17 protein-coding genes are annotated in these 19267 nt (G+C 74.6%); all 17 read left to right on the forward strand.

From position 1 onward, the window contains the following. Positions 1-3 precede the first annotated feature (3 nt). Positions 4-768: a dihydroxyacetone kinase phosphoryl donor subunit DhaM gene (gene dhaM, locus LGQ04_RS14040; protein WP_229244566.1), complete on the forward strand. Its 765-nt coding sequence runs from the start codon at positions 4-6 to the stop codon at positions 766-768. A gap of 66 nt (positions 769-834) precedes the next feature. Continuing rightward, positions 835-1488 carry a TetR/AcrR family transcriptional regulator gene (locus LGQ04_RS14045; protein ID WP_229244567.1) on the forward strand — a complete coding sequence of 218 codons (654 nt, stop codon included), beginning with the start codon at positions 835-837 and terminating at the stop codon, positions 1486-1488. Between the two features lie 123 nt (positions 1489-1611). Further along, on the forward strand, positions 1612-3351 hold the full coding sequence (locus tag LGQ04_RS14050; protein WP_229244568.1) for an MDR family MFS transporter: 1740 nt from the start codon (positions 1612-1614) through the stop codon (positions 3349-3351). Between the two features lie 4 nt (positions 3352-3355). Continuing rightward, positions 3356-3856 (forward strand): DUF4233 domain-containing protein, encoded by a 501-nt coding sequence (locus tag LGQ04_RS14055; protein ID WP_308016409.1) that lies wholly within the window; start codon positions 3356-3358, stop codon positions 3854-3856. Between the two features lie 47 nt (positions 3857-3903). Continuing rightward, positions 3904-4356 (forward strand): nucleoside-diphosphate kinase, encoded by a 453-nt coding sequence (gene ndk / locus LGQ04_RS14060; protein ID WP_229244569.1) that lies wholly within the window; start codon positions 3904-3906, stop codon positions 4354-4356. Positions 4357-4538: 182 nt separating this feature from the next. Continuing rightward, a complete protein-coding gene (gene smc / locus LGQ04_RS14065; protein WP_229244570.1) occupies positions 4539-8117 on the forward strand; it encodes a chromosome segregation protein SMC in 3579 nt (1192 codons plus the stop codon). A gap of 155 nt (positions 8118-8272) precedes the next feature. Further along, on the forward strand, positions 8273-8728 hold the full coding sequence (locus LGQ04_RS14070; RefSeq protein WP_229244571.1) for a hypothetical protein: 456 nt from the start codon (positions 8273-8275) through the stop codon (positions 8726-8728). A 70-nt stretch (positions 8729-8798) separates the two neighbouring features. Next, positions 8799-9989, forward strand: a complete 1191-nt coding sequence (ftsY, locus tag LGQ04_RS14075) for a signal recognition particle-docking protein FtsY (RefSeq protein WP_229244572.1) — start codon at positions 8799-8801, stop codon at positions 9987-9989. A gap of 239 nt (positions 9990-10228) precedes the next feature. Continuing rightward, positions 10229-11542 (forward strand): ammonium transporter, encoded by a 1314-nt coding sequence (locus LGQ04_RS14080; RefSeq protein WP_229244573.1) that lies wholly within the window; start codon positions 10229-10231, stop codon positions 11540-11542. Further along, the gene (locus LGQ04_RS14085) at positions 11539-11877 is read left to right on the forward strand and encodes a P-II family nitrogen regulator (RefSeq protein WP_229244574.1); all 339 of its coding nucleotides are present in this window, start codon (positions 11539-11541) and stop codon (positions 11875-11877) included. The genes LGQ04_RS14080 and LGQ04_RS14085 overlap by 4 nt, the downstream gene beginning before the upstream one ends. 16 nt (positions 11878-11893) lie before the next feature. Continuing rightward, a complete protein-coding gene (locus LGQ04_RS14090; protein WP_229244575.1) occupies positions 11894-13741 on the forward strand; it encodes a [protein-PII] uridylyltransferase in 1848 nt (615 codons plus the stop codon). Positions 13742-13842: 101 nt separating this feature from the next. After that, positions 13843-15453, forward strand: a complete 1611-nt coding sequence (gene ffh, locus LGQ04_RS14095) for a signal recognition particle protein (protein ID WP_229244576.1) — start codon at positions 13843-13845, stop codon at positions 15451-15453. A 117-nt stretch (positions 15454-15570) separates the two neighbouring features. Beyond that, positions 15571-16698 carry an amidohydrolase family protein gene (locus tag LGQ04_RS14100; protein WP_229244577.1) on the forward strand — a complete coding sequence of 376 codons (1128 nt, stop codon included), beginning with the start codon at positions 15571-15573 and terminating at the stop codon, positions 16696-16698. A gap of 220 nt (positions 16699-16918) precedes the next feature. After that, positions 16919-17347, forward strand: a complete 429-nt coding sequence (rpsP, locus tag LGQ04_RS14105; RefSeq protein ID WP_229244728.1) for a 30S ribosomal protein S16 — start codon at positions 16919-16921, stop codon at positions 17345-17347. Next, complete coding sequence (locus tag LGQ04_RS14110) at positions 17347-17586, forward strand: RNA-binding protein (protein ID WP_229244578.1); 240 nt, start codon at positions 17347-17349, stop codon at positions 17584-17586. The genes rpsP and LGQ04_RS14110 overlap by 1 nt, the downstream gene beginning before the upstream one ends. A gap of 140 nt (positions 17587-17726) precedes the next feature. Then, the gene (rimM, locus tag LGQ04_RS14115; RefSeq protein ID WP_229244579.1) at positions 17727-18266 is read left to right on the forward strand and encodes a ribosome maturation factor RimM; all 540 of its coding nucleotides are present in this window, start codon (positions 17727-17729) and stop codon (positions 18264-18266) included. A gap of 1 nt (position 18267) precedes the next feature. Beyond that, positions 18268-19086, forward strand: a complete 819-nt coding sequence (gene trmD / locus LGQ04_RS14120; RefSeq protein ID WP_229244580.1) for a tRNA (guanosine(37)-N1)-methyltransferase TrmD — start codon at positions 18268-18270, stop codon at positions 19084-19086. Positions 19087-19267: the final 181 nt, after the last annotated feature.

Genomic DNA, 19267 nt, shown 5'->3' on the forward strand with positions numbered 1-19267 from the left:
CGGATGACCGTGCAGGACGGCCCGCACGACGTCCCGGTGGCGCGCGCCCGGACGGCCCTCGTCCTCGTCTCGCACTCCCGCGGGCTCGCGGAGGGTGCGGTGGAGCTCGCGGCGCAAATGGCCCCGGGCGTCGTGCTGCTGGCCGCCGGGGGGACGGACGACGGCGGCCTGGGCACGAGCTACGACCGCGTCCAGGCGGCGGTCGAGGAGTCGCTCGGTCTCGCGGAGGGGACCGTGGTCCTCGCCGACCTCGGCTCGGCCGTGATGACGGTCGAGACGGTGCTCGACATGGAGGACCTCGACGGGCGCGTCGTGCTGGCGGACGCACCCTTCGTCGAGGGGGCCGTGGCGGCCGCGGTCACGGCGCACGGCGGGGGGTCGCTCGCCGAGGTCGTCGCGTCCGCGGAGCACGCGGGCGGCACGTTCGCGGTCGGCCCGGGGTCCGCGGCGGCTCCGGAGGAGCCCGGGGGCACGGCCGGGGTTCCCGGACCGGGAGCGGCCGCGGACGACGGTCTCGCGAGCGCCCGGGTGACGCTCCGCAACCGGCTGGGCCTGCACGCGCGTCCGGCCGCGGTCCTGGCGCGGCTCGTCGCCGGGTACGACGCGAGCGTGACGGTCGACGGGGTGAACGGCGCGAGCGTGCTCGAGCTCATGAAGCTCGGCGCGGCGGGAGGCGCGGAGCTCGACGTGCGCGCGCAGGGCCCGCAGGCCCAGGAAGTGCTGGCCGCGGTCGTCGAGGCCGTCGAGGGCGGGTTCGGCGAGACCTGACGTCGTGACCGACGTCACGCAGAGTTGCAGTTGATGCAACTTTGCGTCGACTGCAATAATCCTCGGGTGCCAGCATCTGTCTCCGCCGACCCCGCGGTCGAGCGGCCCGCCCCGTCCGCGGACGACGGGCTGCGCGCGCGCAAGAAGCGGCGCCGCCACGGCGAGCTCGTCGACGCCGCGCAGCGCCTCGTCCTCGACCGCGGTCTCGACGCCGTGACCGTCGAGGAGATCTGCGAGACCGTCGGCGTCTCGCCGCGCACCTTCTTCAACTACTTCCCCTCGAAGGACGACGCGGTGCTCGGCCTCGAGCCGTTCCAGGTCGGGCCCGACGTCGCCGCCGACTTCGTCGCGGGCGGGCCCACCGGCGTCCTCCTCGACGACCTCGCCCGGGTCGTGGCCGACGTCCTGCAGCACCAGCAGGCCTCGCCCGACCGCATGCACCGCACCATGCAGCTCGTCACCCGCGAGACGCGGCTCCTCGCGCGCCACGTCGCCTGGGTCGAGGAGCACCGGGCGGAGATGGTGGGCCTGTTCACGGCCCGGCACGCCGTGCGACCGTCCCCGGCCGACCCCGAGCTGCTCGCGCTCGTCGTGATGAGCCTCCTCCGGGTCAGCCTCCTCGAGTGGGAGCGCCACGACGGAGAGGGCGGCCCCGCCGACCACCTCGACGCGGTCGTCGCCCAGCTCCGCGCGCTCCTCGAACCGCCGCCGACGACCTGAACCCGGCGGCGCGCGCCGCCGCTCGTCCTGCACGACCTCCGCACGCCCCCGCACGACCTCCCGACGACGGGCCCGCACCGCGCCCGTCGCGCCCGCGGGCCGTCCCGACCGAAGTGGAACCTCATGGCCAGCACCCGGACCGCGTCGCCCGCGGCGCCGACAGACAGCGGGAAGCCGCTCGTCGTCCTCACCCCCCGCACCGTGTGGGTGATCTTCGGCGCCCTCATGGCGTCGATGTTCCTGTCCTCCCTCGACCAGTCGATCGTCGGCACCGCGATGCCGACCATCGTCGGGGAGCTCCACGGCGTGGAGCACCAGGGCTGGGTCATCACCGCGTACATCCTCGCGATCGCGATCGTCATGCCGCTGTACGGCAAGTTCGGCGACCTGTGGGGGCGGCGCTGGCCGTTCCTGGTCGCGATCGGGCTGTTCACCGTCGCGTCCGCCGGTGCCGGGTTCGCCCAGTCGTTCGGCGAGCTCGTGGCCTGGCGCGGGATCCAGGGACTCGGCGGCGGCGGCCTCATCATCCTCTCCCAGGCCATCATCGCCGACATCGTCCCCGCCAAGGAGCGCGGGAAGTACATGGGCCCGATGGGCGCCCTGTTCGGCATCGCCGCCGTCGTGGGCCCGCTTCTCGGGGGCTGGTTCACCGAGGGGCCCGGCTGGCGTTGGGCCTTCTGGATCAACGTCCCCATCGGCGTCGCCGCGTTCGTCGTCGCCTGGGTCGCGCTCAAGCTCCCGTCGCACCGTGCGGGCCGCACGATCGACGTCGCCGGCATCTTCTTCATGGTCGTCGCCACGTCCGGCATCGTCCTCGTCACGAGCTGGGAGTCGCTCACGTCCTCCCGGGGCTACGACTGGTCCGACCCGTGGCTGCTCGGCCTCGTGGCTGCCGTCGTCGTGTCGGTCGTCGCGTTCGTCGTCGTCGAGAACCGGGCCGAGGAGCCCCTGCTCCCGCTCCACCTGTTCAAGAACCCGACCTTCACGATCGCGACGCTCATCGGCCTCGTCCTCGGCATGGGCATGTTCTCCGCCCTCGCGTTCCTCCCCACGTTCCTGCAGATGTCGACCGGGGCCGGTGTCACCGAGTCGGGCTTCCTCATGCTGCCCATGATGGTCGGCGTCATGCTCACCGCGATCGGCTCCGGCTTCGCCATCACGAAGACCGGCCGCTACAAGCTCTTCCCCGTCGCAGGCCTCGCCATCACCGCGCTCGGCATGGTCTGGCTCACCCGCATCACCGGCGACATGTCCATGGTCCTGTTCGGCGCCATGATCTTCGTCATGGGGGCGGGCATGGGGCTCGTCATGCAGACGATCGTGCTCGCGGTGCAGAACTCCGTGGACCCGCACGAGATCGGCACGGCGACCAGCGCCAACAACTTCTTCCGCGAGATCGGGGCCGCCGTCGGCACCGCGCTCTTCTCGACCATCTTCACGTCGCGCCTCACCGACAACCTCGAGGGCGTGCTCGCCGGCCTGCCCGTGGGAGCGGCGCCCGCGGGCGCCGACGGTGCGTCCCTCACCCCCGAGGTGGTCCAGCAGCTGCCGGAACCGATCCACACCGGCGTCGTCGACGCGTTCACGGACGCGCTCGCCCCCGCGTTCTGGTACCTCGTCCCGCTCGTCCTCGTCGGGTTCGTCCTCGCGCTGTTCCTCAAGGAGGTCCGCCTGTCCGACGTCGCGGGCATGGTCGCGCGCGGGGAAGCCGTCGCCGACCCGGCGCGGGCCGGGGCGACCGACGCCGACGCCCCCGTCGCCGTCGTCGGCAGCGAGCCCGCGACGGGTCCGGACGGCACCGCCGACGGCCGCGCCGTGGCGGGCGACGAGACCCGGGGGAACGCCGGGACGCCGGTATCCTGACGACGTGAGCAGCACCCCGCAGTCCCCGGCCCCCGCCCCGCAGCCGTCCCGCCACGGCCGCGCGGCGGGGCCGGTGCGCCCGTCGCCCGGCGACCGCATCAAGCCCAAGAAGTCGGCGCAGCAGCAGTTCGCGTCCACGACCCTCCTGCTCGAGGCCTTCCTCGTGGTGTTCGCCACGCTCGTCGCCTACGGGCTCCGCGACATCCCCTACTCCCGCGGCCCCCTCGAGCTCCCCACCGCGGCGTCGGTCTGGGTCGTCGGCGGGGTCCTCTTCGTCGTCCTCGTCGTCCTGTCGCGCATGGTGGGCACACCGGGCGGCTACGTCGGCGGCACCGTCGCCCAGGTCCCCGTCCTCGCGTTCGGCCTCGTCGTGCCCATGATGTTCGTCGTCGGCGGGATCTTCGTCGTCCTGTGGGTCGTGTCCCTCCGCCTCGGCGGGCGGATCGACCGCGAGCGCGCCGCGTACGACGCCGAGCACCCCGAGACCGCGCCCAACGTCGGCTGAGCGACCGCCGTCCGGGACGGGGTCGCACGCCCGGTAGGCTCGCCGCCATGACCGACGTCGCACCCGCAGTCACCGAAACGATCGAGCGGACCCTCGTCCTCGTCAAGCCCGACGGCGTGCGCCGCGGCCTCTCCGGAGAGGTCCTGCGCCGCATCGAGACGAAGGGCTACACGCTCGCCGGGGTCCGTCTCCTCGACGCCACGCCCGAGCTGCTCGCCGCGCACTACGCGGAGCACGAGGGCAAGCCGTTCTACCAGCCGCTCGTCGACTTCATGCTCTCCGGCCCGATCCTCGCGGTCGTCGCCGAGGGCCAGGGCGTCATCCCCGGGTTCCGCTCGCTCGCGGGCGCGACCAACCCCACCGACGCCGCGCCCGGCACGATCCGCGGCGACCTCGGCCGCGACTGGGGGCTGAAGGTCCAGCAGAACCTCGTGCACGGCTCCGACTCGCCCGAGTCCGCCGCCCGCGAGATCGCGCTCTGGTTCCCCGAGCTGGGCTGACCCTCCCGGCCGCCGTCCTCGTCGCTCCGCCTGCGCCGGTCGTCGAACCCCGGGTTGCTCGGCACGGCACGTCCGTTCTGCCGAACGACCCGAGGTTCGACGCACCCGGGTGTGGCGGTCCGGTCCTGGCCGCCCCGCCGAGGGTGCGCGGGATCGTGGGGAGGCCGGTCTAGGCTCGGGGCGTGCACCTCAAGACGCTGACGCTGCGGGGCTTCAAGTCGTTCGCCTCCGCGACGACGCTGAGCTTCGAGCCCGGGGTGACGTGCGTCGTCGGGCCGAACGGCTCGGGCAAGTCCAACGTCGTCGACGCGCTCGCCTGGGTGATGGGGGAGCAGGGCGCGAAGACGCTGCGCGGCGGCAAGATGGAGGACGTCATCTTCGCCGGGACGGCGGGGCGGCCGCCGCTGGGTCGCGCCGAGGTGGCGCTGACCATCGACAACACCGACGGTGCGCTGCCGATCGACTACACCGAGGTGACGATCTCGCGGACCCTGTTCCGCAGCGGCGGGTCCGAGTACGCGATCAACGGGTCCCCGTGCAGGCTGCTCGACATCCAGGACCTGCTCTCCGACTCCGGCCTGGGTCGTGAGATGCACGTCATCGTGGGGCAGGGCCAGCTCGACGCCGTGCTCCGCGCCACGCCGGAGGACCGCCGCGGGTTCGTCGAGGAGGCCGCGGGCGTCCTCAAGCACCGCAAGCGCAAGGAGAAGGCGCTGCGCAAGCTCGACGCGATGCAGGCCAACCTCACGCGTCTGGCCGACCTCACCGCGGAGGTGCGCCGCCAGCTCGGTCCGCTGGGTCGCCAGGCCGAGGTCGCCCGGAAGGCGGCGACGATCCAGGCCGACGTGCGCGACGCGCGGGCACGACTGCTCGCGGACGACCTCGCGCAGCTCACCGCGACGCTCGAGCAGGAGGCCGCCGACGAGGCGGCGCTGCGCGCGGAGCAGGGCCGGGTCGAGCAGGACCTCGCCGCCGCGCGGGAGCGGCTGGCCGGGAGCGAGCGCGCCGCCGCGGCGGCGGCCCCGGAGCTCGCGGCCGCGACCGACGTCTTCTACCGCCTGTCCTCGCTGCGCGACCGCCTGCGCGGGACGCGGACGCTCGCCGAGGAGCGCCTGCGGCTCCTCGGGCGGCCGGAGCCCTCGTCACGCGGGCAGGACCCGGACGACCTCGACCGGCAGGCCGAGCGTGTCCGCGCGACGGAGGCGGAGCTGGAGGCGGACGCGGATCGTGCGCGCGAGGCCCTCGCCGCGGCGGTCGCCGAGCGCGAGGAGGCGGAGGCGGGCGCGGCGGAGGCGGAGCGCGCCGTCGCGACGCTGCTGAGGGCCGCGGCGGACCGGCGCGAGGGCCTGGCACGCCTGGCGGGGCAGGTCGCCGCGCAGCGTTCCCGGGTGGAGGCCGCGGAGGCGGAGATCGGCCGGCTCCAGGAGTCGCTCGCGGAGGCGGAGCGGCGCGGGACGCAGGCGGGGACCGAGTTCGCGGTCCTCGAGACCCAGGTCGTCGGCGTCGAGGAGGGGGAGGAAGGTCTCGACGCCGAGCACGAGGCCGCGGCGGACGACGTCGAGCGCACCACCGCGCGGGTCGAGTCCCTGCAGGCGGAGGCCACCACGGCCGACCAGGAGCGCGCGACGTGGAGCGCGCGGATCGAGGCGCTCGAGCTGAGCCTCGACCGCAAGGACGGCGCGGGTGCGCTCCTCGCGTCGGACCAGGTGGGCGTGCTCGGCTCCCTGGCGGCGCTGCTCGGCATCGAGCCCGGCTACGAGGACGCGATCGCGGCGGCGCTCGGGTCCGCGGCGGACGCGGTCGCCGTCGAGTCCGTCGACGCGGCCGTCGACGCGCTGCGGCACCTGCGGACCCAGGACGCGGGGCGCGCCGGGCTCCTCGTCGCCGGGGCGGCCGTCACGGAGGGCGACCACGACGGCGGCGGTCTGCCCGACGGCGCGCGGTGGGCGGTCGACGTCGTCACCGCGAGCGGGGGCGTGGGTGCGGCGGTGCACGGCCTCCTCGCCGGGGTGGTCGTCGTCGACGACCTGTCCGCGGCGCGGGTCGTCGTCGCGGAGCGCGCGCTGGTCGCGGTCACCCGCGGCGGGGACCTGCTGGGACCGGACCGGGCGTGGGGCGGCTCCGCCTCGGCGCCGAGCGTCCTGCACCTGCAGTCCGCGCTCGACGAGGCCCGCACCGCGCACGGCGACGCGTCGGGCCGGGCGGAGCGAGCCCGCTTCGCCCTCGTCGGGGCCCGCGAGGAGCAGGTCGCTGCCCGGGCCCGGTACGACGACACGCTCGACCGGCTCAACGAGTCCGACGCGCGGCTCGCGGCGGTCGCCGAGCAGCTCGGCCACCTCGGCGCGACCGCGCGGTCCGCCGCCGCGGAGGCTGACCGCGTGCGCGCCACCCTCGCCCGCGCCTCCGAGGGCCTGGACGATGCCCGCGCGCAGCTCGTGGAGCTGACGGAACGGCTCGACGCCGCGCAGGAGACCCCCGAGCAGTCGGAGGAGGCCGCCGCGGACGCCGTCGCGGAGCGTGACCGACGCGCGGCCACGGCGACCGCGGCGCGGGCTCGCGAGACCGAGGCGCGGCTCGCGCTGCGGACGGGCGAGGAGCGCTCGCGTGCCGTCGCGGGGAGGGCTCAGGCGCTGGCGCGCGCAGCGGCGGCGGAGCGTGAGGCGCGCGAGCGTGCGGCCCGCCGGGAGGCGGCGCGCGTCCGCCAGGCGGAGCGGGCGGGCGCGGTGCGGGACGGTGCCGACCGGGCGCTCGTCGTCCTCGACCGCTCGTGGGCGCGCGCGGGGACCGAGCGCGACGCCGCGCAGGAGGCCCGTGCCGCGCGGGACGCGGAGGTCACCGCGGCGCGCGGTGCCGTGGACGTGCTCACGGGGCGGCTGCGCGAGCTGACCGACGTGGCGCACCGCGACGAGGTCGCGCGGGCGCAGCAGCAGCTGCGGGTCGAGCAGCTCCAGGCGCGCAGCGTCGAGGAGCTGGGTCTGGACCCGTCGGCGCTCGTGGAGGAGTTCGGGCCGCACGTGCCCGTCCCGGTGGCCGGCGCGGGGACCGGCACGGGGGACGACGCGCTGGACGACGACGCGGCCACCGTGCCGTACGACCGCGCGGCCCAGGAGAAGAGGCTGCGCGCGGCGGAGCGCGACCTGGCCCGGCTCGGCCGGGTCAACCCCCTCGCGCTGGAGGAGTTCGCCGCGCTGGAGGAGCGCCACCGCTTCCTCGCCGACCAGCTCGCCGACCTCAAGAAGTCCCGTGCCGACCTGCTCGAGATCGTCCGCGAGATCGACGAGCGCGTGGAGCGGGTCTTCGCCGACGCGTACCGGGACACCGCCGCGCAGTTCGAACGGGTCTTCGCGCGGATGTTCCCCGGTGGGGAGGGGCGTCTCGTCCTCACGGACCCGGACGACCTCCTCACGTCGGGCATCGAGGTGGAGGCGCGCCCCGCGGGCAAGAAGGTCAAGCGGCTGTCGCTGCTCTCGGGCGGCGAGCGGTCGCTCACGGCGGTAGCGCTGCTCGTCGCGATCTTCAAGGCGCGGCCGTCGCCGTTCTACGTCATGGACGAGGTCGAGGCGGCGCTCGACGACGTCAACCTGGGCCGCCTGCTCGAGATCTTCCGCGAGCTGCAGGAGGACTCCCAGCTCATCGTCATCACGCACCAGAAGCGGACCATGGAGATCGCGGACGCGCTCTACGGGGTGACGATGCGTGGGGACGGCGTGACGACCGTCATCAGCCAGCGGTTGCGCGACGTGGCGCAGCAGCCAGCCTGACGTCCGTTCTCCTCCGCTTCGCCGGGTTCGCCCCGCCGAGGCGGACGGGCGTCCAGGATCGTTGAAATCCTGCGGCTTGTGAAGATGTGGTGCGCGTCCGGCGACGCGCCGCGACTGGGCTCGCCCAGGGGCGTGCGCTCCGGATACTGGTCACCATGGTGTGGATGTTCGTGTGGCTGGGGATCACGCTCGGCGTCGCTGCGGTCGTGTTCCTCTTCGCGAGCGTCGTCGCCCGGGCCGAGTCCGTGCCGGGCGACGAGCAGGGCATGGCCGCGTTCTGGCGTGCCTTCCGTTCGGGCCTGCGGCCCGTGCGCCGGCGCCGGGTCGAGGGGCGGTACGTCGGCACGGTCCGCGCCCCGCGGGCGGTGGAGTCGAGCATGGACGAGTTCTTCACCGCGACACAGGTCAGCTCCAACGCCTACGTCGACGCCGAGGAGCTCACCGACGTCCTGCACCGCGCGCGCGAGCGGGCGACCCGGCCGCTCCACGGGTACGGCGAGCGCCTGCACCTGCACGGCGACCGCCGGACGGCCGGTTCGCCGGACGCCGCCGACCCGGACCCGGACCCGGAGAGCGCACCGTCGGCGTCCGACGCGAGCGCCACCGCCTGACGATCGTCGACCCGCCGACGCCCGCCTCCTTGGGCGGCGCTGTCGCGGCGTCGTCTGAGAGACTTCCGCCGTGAACGACTCCGCTCTCCTGCTCTGGATCCTCCTCGGCGCCCTGCTGCTCGTCGGGCTCGTCACCGGGGGCACCCTGGTCGTGCGGCGGCGCCGCGGACCGGGCGGGCTCCCCCCGGCCGGCACGGCGGAGGTGGACGACGTCGCGGGGGAGCCCGCGCCGTCGGAGGTCGCCCCGGTGGGGACGGAGGCCGGCGTCGAGGGCGAGGCCCCCCCGACCGTCGAGCCCGCGCCGGCGCTCGACCGCCCCGAGCCCGTCGGCGGACGCCTCGTCCGCCTGCGCGAGCGTCTGGCCCGCTCCGGGTCGCCCCTGGGGGCGCGCCTGCTGTCGGTTCTGTCGCGCGACCACCTGACCGAGGACGACTGGGACGAGCTGGAGGAGACCCTGCTGCTCGCCGACGTGGGGGCGGGGCCGGCCGGCGAGCTCATCGAGTCCCTGCGTACGCGGGTGCGGGTGCTCGGCGTCCGTGACGCGGAGAGCGTGCGTGCGCTGCTGCGCGAGGAGCTCGTGGCGCTCGTCGGCCCGGACCTCGACCGCTCGCTCGCCACCTCGCCGTCGGGCGCGGACGAGGGCGGTCCGGTCCCGGCCGTCGTCCTCGTGGTCGGCGTCAACGGGACGGGCAAGACGACGACGGTCGGCAAGCTGGCGCGCGTGCTCGTCGCCGAGGAGCGCAGCGTCGTCCTCGGTGCGGCCGACACGTTCCGCGCCGCGGCCGCGGACCAGCTCCAGACGTGGGGCTCGCGCGTCGGCGTGCCGACGGTCCGCGCGGACCGGGACGGCGCGGACCCGGCGGCCGTCGCGTTCGACGCGGTGCGGCGCGGTCGTGCCGAGCACGCGGACGTCGTCCTCGTGGACACCGCGGGGCGCCTGCAGAACAAGGCGGGGCTCATGGACGAGCTCGGCAAGATCCGGCGCGTCATCACGAAGGAGGCGCCGCTGTCGGAGGTGCTGCTCGTCCTCGACGCGACGACCGGGCAGAACGGGCTCAACCAGGCGCGCGTCTTCGGCGAGGTCGCGGGCGTGACCGGCATCGTCCTCACGAAGCTCGACGGCACGGCGCGCGGCGGCATCGTCGTCGCCGTGCAGCGCGAGCTCGGCGTGCCCGTGAAGCTCGTCGGCCTGGGGGAGGGGCCCGACGACCTCGCGCCGTTCGACCCCGAGCAGTTCGTCGACGGCCTCCTGGGCCCCTGACGGGTCACCGTTCCCGCGGTTCGCGCCCGGCGCCCGACGAGGTCACGGTCGTGTCACGACGCGATCACGGTCGTGTCGCGATGTGGACGCCGCGGGTGCCCGAGCCGGGCCCGAAACGGAACGTTTACCTCCGGTCGCCGCATGTCACACCCGCGTAACACGACGACAGCGCGGTCGAAACCCGGCCCCACCACCGTAGTCCCCGACCGGCCGCCCGGCTGGCGAGGGGAGATGATCCGATGGAGTGGGACACCGGGGCAACCGCGTGGATGCTGACCTCAGCATCCCTCGTGCTCCTGATGACGCCCGGACTGGCGTTCTTCTACGGCGGCATGGTCCGCGCCAAGTCCGTGCTGAACATGATGATGATGTCGTTCGGGGCCATGGCCGTGGTCGGCGTCGTGTACGTGCTGTGGGGCTGGTCGATGTCCTACGGCGAGGCCGGGAGCGGCGGGCTCTTCGCGAACCCGTTCGTCCAGTTCGGCCTCCAGGACGCGATCACGGACGCTGACGGCAACGCCGTCGTCAGCACGCTGGGCAACTATCCGAACGTCGTCGACATCGCCTTCCAGGTGACGTTCGCGATCATCACGGTCGCGCTCATCTCGGGTGCGATCGCCGACCGCGCCAAGTTCGGCACCTGGCTCGCGTTCACCGCGATCTGGGTCACGGTCACGTACTTCCCGCTCGCCCACATGGTCTGGGGCGGCGGCTTCCTCTCGGGCAACGAGAACGGCCTGGCGGCGATGGTGTTCGGGGTCACGGACGGCGCGGCCACCGTGGCGCCGATCGACTTCGCCGGCGGCACCGTGGTCCACATCAACGCCGGTGTCGCGGCCCTCGTGCTGGCGCTCCTCATCGGCAAGCGCAAGGGCTTCGGCAGCGAGCCGATGCGCCCGCACAACCTGCCGTTCGTCATGCTCGGCGCGGCGCTCCTGTGGTTCGGCTGGTTCGGTTTCAACGCGGGCTCCGCGTTCGGCGCGAACGAGACCGCCGGGCTCGCCTGGGTCAACACCACCTCCGCGACGGCCGCAGGCATCCTCGGCTGGCTCCTCACGGAGAAGATCCGTGACGGGCACGCCACGTCGCTCGGTGCCGCCTCGGGCGTCGTCGCCGGTCTGGTTGCGATCACCCCGGCCGCCGGCGCGCTCAACCCGGTCACGTCGATCGTGCTCGGCCTCGTCGCCGGTGCGCTGTCCGCCGTCGCGGTCGGCCTCAAGTACAAGCTCGGCTACGACGACTCGCTCGACGTCGTCGGGGTCCACCTCGTCTCCGGCCTGTGGGGTACGGTCGCGATCGGCTTCCTCGCCGCGGACACCGGCCTCTTCTTCGGCGGCGGTGCGCAGCAGCTCGTGATCCAGGTGCTCATCGCGCTCGTGGCGATCGTCTTCTCCGCGATCACCACGCTCGTCATCGGCCTCATCCTCAAGGTGACGATCGGCTGGCGGGTCAGCGAGGACGCGGAGGTCGGCGGCATCGACCTCGCGGTGCACGGCGAGACGGCGTACGAGACCATCCAGCAGGGCAGCGTCATCAGGGAGGTGCGGGCATGAAGCTCGTCACGGGAATCATCCAGCCGCACCGTCTCGACGACGTGAAGTCGGCCCTCGAGGCCGCGGGCGTCCGGGGCATGACGGTCAGCGAGGCCAGCGGCTACGGCCGGCAGAAGGGCCACACCGAGGTCTACCGCGGTGCCGAGTACACGGTCGACCTGGTCCCCAAGGTCCGCATCGAGGTGCTCGTGGACGACGCCGACGCCGCCACGGTCACGGAGGTCGTCGTGAAGGCGGCGCAGACCGGCAAGATCGGCGACGGCAAGGTCTGGACGGTCCCCGTCGAGGACGTGGCCCGGGTGCGCACGGGCGAGCACGGCCCCGGCGCCCTGTGAGGAGCCGGATCCACGGATGACCGACAACGCCGACACCCCGACCACGGGCGGGGTCGCAGGGGGATCGGCGGCGGAGCCCGGCCCGGTGGTCCCGCCCCCCGCCGGGGGGCGGGACCTCCGCGCTCGCACGCTCGAGCTCGCCCGGTCCAGGAGCGGTCGCGGCCGCAGCGGTGTCGCACGGCGCGCGGCCGTCGTCGACCTCGTGACCGCGTCCCTCGCCGCGCTGTGGAAGGACGCGACCGACGACGTCGCCCCGGACGGGATCGCGCTCGCCGCGGTCGGGAGCCTGGGGCGGGGGGACATGGGTCCCGCGAGCGACCTCGACCTCGTCCTCGTGCACGACGGGCGCAGCCACACGCCGGACGAGGTCGCCCGCGTCGCGGAGCGCCTCTGGTACCCGCTCTGGGACGCCGGTGTCGATCTCGACCACGCGGTGCGCTCCCTGTCGCAGTGCCGGCAGGTGGCGTCGAAGGACGTCCCGGCCGCCGTCGGCTGGCTCGACGTGCGTGCCGTCGCGGGCGACGCGCTGGTCGTGCACCGCGCGTCGTCCGCCGTCCTCACCGACTGGCGCTCGGCGTCGCGCCGGCGCCTGCCCGAGCTCCTGTCCTCGACGCGCGAGCGCGCGGAGCGGTCCGGCGAGCTCGCCTACCTCATCGAGCCCGACCTCAAGGAGGCGCGCGGCGGGATCCGCGACGCCGTCGTGCTGTCGGCCCTCGCCGCGACCTGGCTCACCGACCGGCCGCACGGCGCCGTGGACCGGGCGTACGCCCACCTGCTCGACGTGCGGGACACGCTGCAGGTCGTCACGGGCAGGCACACGAGCCGGCTCCTGCTCGCGGACCTCGACGAGGTCGCCGACCTGTCGGGGTTCGACGACCCGGACGAGCTCCTCGCCAGCCTCGCGGAGGCCGGGCGCGAGGTGTCGTACGCGCTCGACACCACGGTGCGCCGCGCGCGCCAGGCCCTGCAGCGCCCGTCGGTCTCGCGCCGGCCGGTCCTCATCCGGGGGCGCCGGGCGGCGCCGCGGCTGCGGTCCGTCGGCGACGGTCTCGTCGAGCACGACGGCGAGCTCGTCCTCGCGGTCGACGCCCACCCGGCGTCGGACCCCCTGCTGTCCCTCCGGGCGGCGGCCACGGCCGCGCGCACCGGGCTGGTCCTGTCGCCGGTGACGGTCGCGAGCCTCGCGCAGTGCCCGCCCCTGCCGGAGCCGTGGCCCCGCCCGGCGCGGGCTTCGTTCCTCGCCCTCCTCGGCTCGGGCCAGGCGCAGGTGGCGGTGTGGGAGGCGCTCGACCTCGCGGGCGTCGTCACCACGTGGATCCCCGAGTGGGCGGGGGTGCGCAACCGTCCTCAGCGTGCGGCGGTGCACCGGCACACCGTCGACCGGCACCTCGTCGAGGTGGTGGCGCGCGCGGCGCGGGACCGCAAGGAGGTCGAGCGCGGCGACCTGCTCGTCCTGGCCGCCGTCCTGCACGACATCGGCAAGCGCGCGGGCGCGGCCGACCACTCGACGGAGGGTGCGCGTCTCGTGCCGGTGATCCTCGGGCGGATGGGCTTCGAGCCGGACGTCGTGGCCGACGTCGCGCTGCTCGTGCGCCACCACCTCACCCTCTCCCGGCTCGCCGTCACCGAGGACCCGGACGACCCGGCGACGGTCGCGGAGCTGGTGGAGGCCGTCGACCACCGGGCGGACCTGCTCGAGGTGCTGCGCGCGCTGACGGAGGCCGACTCCGCGTCGCTCGGGCCGAGCGCGTGGACGGCGTGGCGGGCCCGGCTCGTCGACGATCTCGTGGGCGAGGCGCTGCGCGTGCTGCGCGGCGCGGCCACCGCGCCGGACGCGGACGGTCGGGCGGACGCCGCCGGGTAGGCTGGTCCCTCGCGGACGCGCGCCGTCGTGCCCCCGGGTCGGGTGGCACGAGGCGGTGGCGCGCTCGCCCGAGACGACCGGCGACTGATGAGGATGACGCGGTGTTCAACACGCTGTCGGACCGACTGACCTCGACCTTCAAGAACCTGCGTTCAAAGGGTCGGCTGTCGGAGGCGGACATCGACGCGACGATCCGGGAGATCCGTCGCGCCCTGCTCGACGCCGACGTCGCCGTGCCCGTGGTGCGGGAGTTCACGGGGACGGTCCGCGACCGCGCCCTGTCGGCGGAGGTCTCGGGGGCGCTCAACCCCGCGCAGCAGGTCGTCAAGATCGTCAACGAGGAGCTCGTGGCGATCCTCGGCGGCGAGAGCCGGGGGCTGCGGTTCGCGAAGACCGCCCCGACGGTCGTCATGCTCGCCGGTCTGCAGGGTGCGGGTAAGACCACGCTGGCGGGCAAGCTCGCGCTGCACCTGCGCGAGCAGGGCCACACGCCGCTGCTCGTCGCGGCCGACCTCCAGCGCCCGAACGCCGTCACCCAGCTCACCGTGGTCGCCGAGCGCGCGGGCGTGCCGGTGTTCGCGCCGCACCCGGGCAACCAGAGCGGTGCCGAGGTCGACGACGTCATCGGCGACCCGGTCGCCGTGGCGCGCGACGGCCTGGAGGCCGCGCGCCAGCGTCAGCACGACGTGCTGATCGTCGACACCGCGGGCCGCCTCGGCCTCGACGCGGTGCTCATGCAGCAGGCGGCGGACATCCGCGACGCGGTGGACCCGGACGAGATCCTCTTCGTCATCGACGCGATGATCGGCCAGGACGCGGTCGCGACGGCCAAGGCGTTCGAGGAGGGCGTCGACTTCACGGGCGTCGTGCTCACGAAGCTCGACGGCGACGCGCGCGGTGGTGCCGCGCTGTCGGTCGCCCGCGTCACGGGCCGCCCGATCCTCTTCGCCTCCACGGGCGAGAAGCTCACCGACTTCGAGGCGTTCCACCCCGACAGGATGGCGTCGCGCATCCTCGACATGGGCGACGTCCTCACCCTCATCGAGCAGGCCGAGAAGGCGTTCGACGCCGAGCAGGCCGCCCAGATGGCGGAGAAGGTCGCCTCCGGGCAGGACTTCACGCTCGCGGACTTCCTGGTGCAGATGCAGCAGATGAAGAACATGGGCTCGATGAAGAAGATGCTGGGCATGCTGCCGGGCATGGGGCAGATGCGCGAGGCCCTCGACAACTTCGACGAGCGCGAGGTCGACCGCATCGAGGCGATCATCCGGTCGATGACGCCCGCGGAGCGGGAGAACCCCAAGATCATCAACGGGTCGCGCCGCGCCCGCATCGCCCGAGGCTCCGGCCGCACGACCGCGGACGTCAACCAGCTCCTGGAGCGGTTCGCCGGCGCGCAGAAGATGATGCGTCAGATGGGCAAGGGCGGCGGCGTGCCGGGGATGCCCGGCATGGGGAACCTGCCGGGCATGGGCGGCAAGAAGTCCCGCGGCAAGCAGGCGCCGCAGCGCAAGGTGCGCGGCAAGTCGGGCAACCCGGCGAAGCGTGCGGCCCAGGAGCGCGAGGCCGCCGCGCGCGCCGCGGGGGAGCTGCCCCGCACCACCGCGCCCTCGGGCTCGTCCTTCGGCGTCGGTGGTGGTGCGCAGCAGCCGCCGACGGCGCCCGACGACCTCCAGCTCCCGCCGGGGTTCGAGAAGCTCCTCGGGCGCTGACCCGCGCTAGGTTATGTCCCGAGGTCCCCGCCCGGACCGCCGTCGCCGACGGAGCGGGCGGGCTCCGGACCCCGGTGCGACCTCCGTCCGTCCCGCCCGTCCTCACCCTGGAGCCGCATGTCCGCCCTGGAAGGCCCCTCGCTGCACGTCCGCGGTCACGTCGTCGTCGGCGACGACCGGGAGGTCGGCGACCTGTGGGTCAAGGACGGCCGCGTCAGCCTCACGCGACCCTCGGCCCAGGGCACGAACATGGTCGAGCTCGAGGGCTGGGTCCTGCCCGGACTCGTGGACGTGCACTGCCACGTCGGCCTCGGGGCCGACGGCGCCGTCGACACGCTGACCGCGCAGGAGCAGGCGGTCGCGGACCGGGACAGCGGCGTCCTGCTCGTGCGCGACGCGGGCTCGCCGGCGGACACCCGGTGGGTCCACGCGCGACGTGACCTGCCGCGGCTCGTGCGGTCCGGCCGGCACCTCGCGCGGCCCAAGCGGTACCTGCGCCACTACGGGCTCGAGCTCGAGGACGTGGCCGACCTGCCCGCGGCCGTGCGCCGGGAGGCCCGCGAGGGCGACGGGTGGGTCAAGCTCGTGGGCGACTGGATCGACCGGGACCTCGGGCCGGACGCCGACCTGCGCCCGCTGTGGCCGGACGACCTGCTGGCCGAGGCCGTCGCCGTCGCCCACGCGGAGGCCGCGCGCGTCACGGTGCACGCCTTCTCGGAGGAGGTCGTCCCGTCGCTGCTCGCCGCGGGCGTCGACGGCATCGAGCACGGCACCGGCATCGACCCCGACCTCATGTACGAGATCTCCGAGCGCGGCGTCACCGTCACCCCGACGCTCCTGCAGGTCGGACGCTTCGAGGAGATCGCGCGCCGCGCGGACGGGAAGTACCCGCGGTTCGCGGAGCGGATGCGCCGCCTGCACGCGCGCCGGTACGAGCAGGTGCGGGCGCTGCACGACGCCGGGGTGCAGCTCCTCGTGGGCACGGACGCGGGCGGGACGATCGGTCACGGCAGGCTCGCCGACGAGTGCGCCGAGCTGGTCGCCGCCGGTGTGCCGAGCTCGACCGTCGTCGCGGCGGCGAGCTGGCAGGGGCGCGAGTTCCTCGGCTTCACGTCGCTCGTCGAGGGCGCGTCGGCGGACTTCGTCGTCTACCCCGCGGACCCGCGCGAGGACGTCGAGGTGCTGCGTGCGCCCACGGCCGTCGTCCTGCGGGGCCAGCTCGTCGGACCGACCGCCGGCGACTGAGTCCTGCGCCTGCGACCCGCGCGGCCCTCGGCCCGCGGAGCGCCGGGTGGTCGTGCGGGGCGCGGGTTGGTCGTCGGCCCCCGCCTCTGGCACAATGGCCCGGTACTCGGTGCGCCCGGACCCTCTCGCCGCGCCCGCCGTGTCCTGAGCCCACACCCTGGTCCGGCCCCACCGGACGGGCACGGGCTCACCCACACCAGAACCAGGAGTGACCACCACTGTGGCCGTCAAGATTCGTCTGAAGCGTCTCGGCAAGATCCGTGCGCCGTACTACCGTGTCGTCGTCGCCGACTCGCGCACCAAGCGCGACGGTCGAGTGATCGAGGAGATCGGCAAGTACCACCCCACCGAGGAGCCCTCGTTCATCGAGATCACCTCGGACCGTGCGCAGTACTGGCTCGGCGTCGGCGCGCAGCCGACCGAGCAGGTCCTCGCGCTCCTCAAGGTCACCGGCGACTGGCAGAAGTTCAAGGGTCTGCCCGGCGCCGAGGGCACCCTCAAGGTCAAGGGCGAGAAGGTCGACCCGACCGCCGCCATCGAGGCCGCCGCCGCCGACGCGGAGAAGATCAAGGCCAAGGCCGCGGAGAAGAAGGCGGAGCCCGCCGCGGACGAGGCCGCCTCCGACGACGCCGCCGGCGACGAGGCCTGATGATCGCCGAGGCCCTCGAGCACCTCGTGCGGGGCATCGTCGACCACCCGGACGACGTCCGGGTGGGGGCGAAGACCCTGCGCCGCGGTGACCTGCTCGAGGTCCGGGTCCACCCCGACGACCTCGGCCGCGTCATCGGTCGAGGTGGCCGGACCGCCCGTGCGCTGCGCACGGTGGTCGGGGCCCTGGCGACCGACGGTCCGGTGCGCGTGGACGTCGTCGACGTCGACCGCCGCTGAGCCGTCACGAAGGACCGGTCCCGCGAGGGACGCGAAAGACCCGGCCGCCGCGAGGCGTGCCGGGTCTTTCCGCTCCCGGAGGCCCGGGAGCAGGGCGACCCGACCGCGGACGCCCACGACACGACCTGAGGAGCACGACCATGCAGCTGACCGTCGCCCGCGTCGGCAAGGCGCACGGGCTGCGAGGCGAGGTGTCGCTCGACCTGCGCACCGACGACCCGACCACCCGCCTCGCCGTCGGGACGGTGCTGCCCACCGAGCCGGTCTCGGCCGGCCCGCTGACCGTCGCTACCGTGCGCGTGCACCAGGGGCGCTGGCTCGTCCGGTTCGACGGCGTGGCCGACCGGACGGCCGCCGAGGCGCTGCGCGGCGTCGAGCTCGTCGTCGACGTCGAGGAGTCCGACGAGGAGGACGCCTGGTACGCGCACGAGCTCGCCGGTCTGCGCGCCGAGTCGGTCGACGGCGAACCGCTCGGTGAGGTCGAAGGGCTCCAGGAGGCCCCGGCGCACGACCTCCTCGTGCTGCGCGAGCCCGGCGGCACCCGCACTCTCGTGCCCTTCGTGCGGGCGATCGTGCCCGTGGTGGACGTGCCGGGGGGCCGCGTCGTCCTCGACCCGCCCGGCGGGCTCCTCGCGGCCGACGCCGCGCGCCTCGACGTCGCGCTCCCCGAGGAGGACTGACGTGCGGGTCGACGTCGTCACGATCTTCCCCGACTACCTCGCCGCGCTGGACCTGTCCCTCGTCGGCAAGGCTCGCACGGCGGGCATCCTCGACCTGCGCGTGCACGACCTGCGCGACTGGACGAGCGACCGCCACCGCACCGTCGACGACACGCCGTTCGGCGGCGGCGCCGGCATGGTGATGCGCCCCGACGTGTGGGGCCGCGCGATCGACGACGTCGCCCGCCCGGCGACGCCCGACGACGCCCCCGCGCCCGGTGCGCGGGCCCACCTCGTCGTCCCCACGCCGTCGGGCACGACGTTCACGCAGCGCACGGCCGAGGCGCTCGCGCGCGAGGACCACCTGGTCTTCGCGTGCGGGCGCTACGAGGGGATCGACTCCCGCGTCGCCGAGCACTACCGGGCGACCGGCGCGCCCGTGAGCGAGCTGTCGATCGGCGACTACGTGCTCAACGGGGGAGAGGTCGCCGCCCTCGTCATGGTCGAGGCGGTGGCGCGACTCCTGCCGGGCGTCGTCGGGAACCCCGAGTCGCTCGTCGAGGAGTCGCACGGCGCCGCCGGCCTGCTCGAGTACCCGGTGTACACGAAGCCGCCGGTCTGGGCGGACCGGGAGGTGCCCGAGGTCCTGCTCTCCGGCCACCACGCGCGCATCCACCGGTGGCGGCGCGACGAGGCGCTGCGGCGCACGGCCGCCCGGCGGCCCGACATGCTGCGCGCGCTCGACGTCACGACGCTCGACCGGCACGACCTCGCGGTGCTCGCCGAGGAGGGCTGGACGCCGCACGACGGCCACCTCGGCCCGTCGTCCGCCGCGGGCTGAGACCCTCGGGCGCCCGTGTGGCAGAATGGACCCTCGGTGCACGCCGACTCCCGGTCTCTGCCACAGGGGACGCCGGGGCGATCGAGCCGTCCGACGGCACGTCGAGCACCGTCCTGACGAGATCAGCCCGGAGACGGTCCGGGCCACGAGCACGCGTTCCGACCTGTGGCGGACGAGGAGA

Origin of the sequence: Cellulosimicrobium marinum, from assembly GCF_020551945.1 — a bacterium.
GTDB classification, from domain to species: Bacteria; Actinomycetota; Actinomycetes; order Actinomycetales; family Cellulomonadaceae; genus Cellulosimicrobium; species Cellulosimicrobium marinum.

Bases quoted from the DNA above. Each gene is read 5' to 3' on its own strand.
- dhaM (WP_229244566.1), top strand. From the start codon at position 4: ATGACCGTGCAGGACGGCCCGCACGACGTCCCGGTGGCGCGCGCCCGG.
- LGQ04_RS14050 (WP_229244568.1), top strand. From the start codon at position 1,612: ATGGCCAGCACCCGGACCGCGTCGCCCGCGGCGCCGACAGACAGCGGG.
- ndk (WP_229244569.1), top strand. From the start codon at position 3,904: ATGACCGACGTCGCACCCGCAGTCACCGAAACGATCGAGCGGACCCTC.
- LGQ04_RS14070 (WP_229244571.1), top strand. From the start codon at position 8,273: ATGGTGTGGATGTTCGTGTGGCTGGGGATCACGCTCGGCGTCGCTGCG.
- LGQ04_RS14080 (WP_229244573.1), top strand. From the start codon at position 10,229: ATGGAGTGGGACACCGGGGCAACCGCGTGGATGCTGACCTCAGCATCC.
- LGQ04_RS14085 (WP_229244574.1), top strand. From the start codon at position 11,539: ATGAAGCTCGTCACGGGAATCATCCAGCCGCACCGTCTCGACGACGTG.
- LGQ04_RS14090 (WP_229244575.1), top strand. From the start codon at position 11,894: ATGACCGACAACGCCGACACCCCGACCACGGGCGGGGTCGCAGGGGGA.
- LGQ04_RS14100 (WP_229244577.1), top strand. From the start codon at position 15,571: ATGTCCGCCCTGGAAGGCCCCTCGCTGCACGTCCGCGGTCACGTCGTC.
- LGQ04_RS14110 (WP_229244578.1), top strand. From the start codon at position 17,347: ATGATCGCCGAGGCCCTCGAGCACCTCGTGCGGGGCATCGTCGACCAC.
- rimM (WP_229244579.1), top strand. From the start codon at position 17,727: ATGCAGCTGACCGTCGCCCGCGTCGGCAAGGCGCACGGGCTGCGAGGC.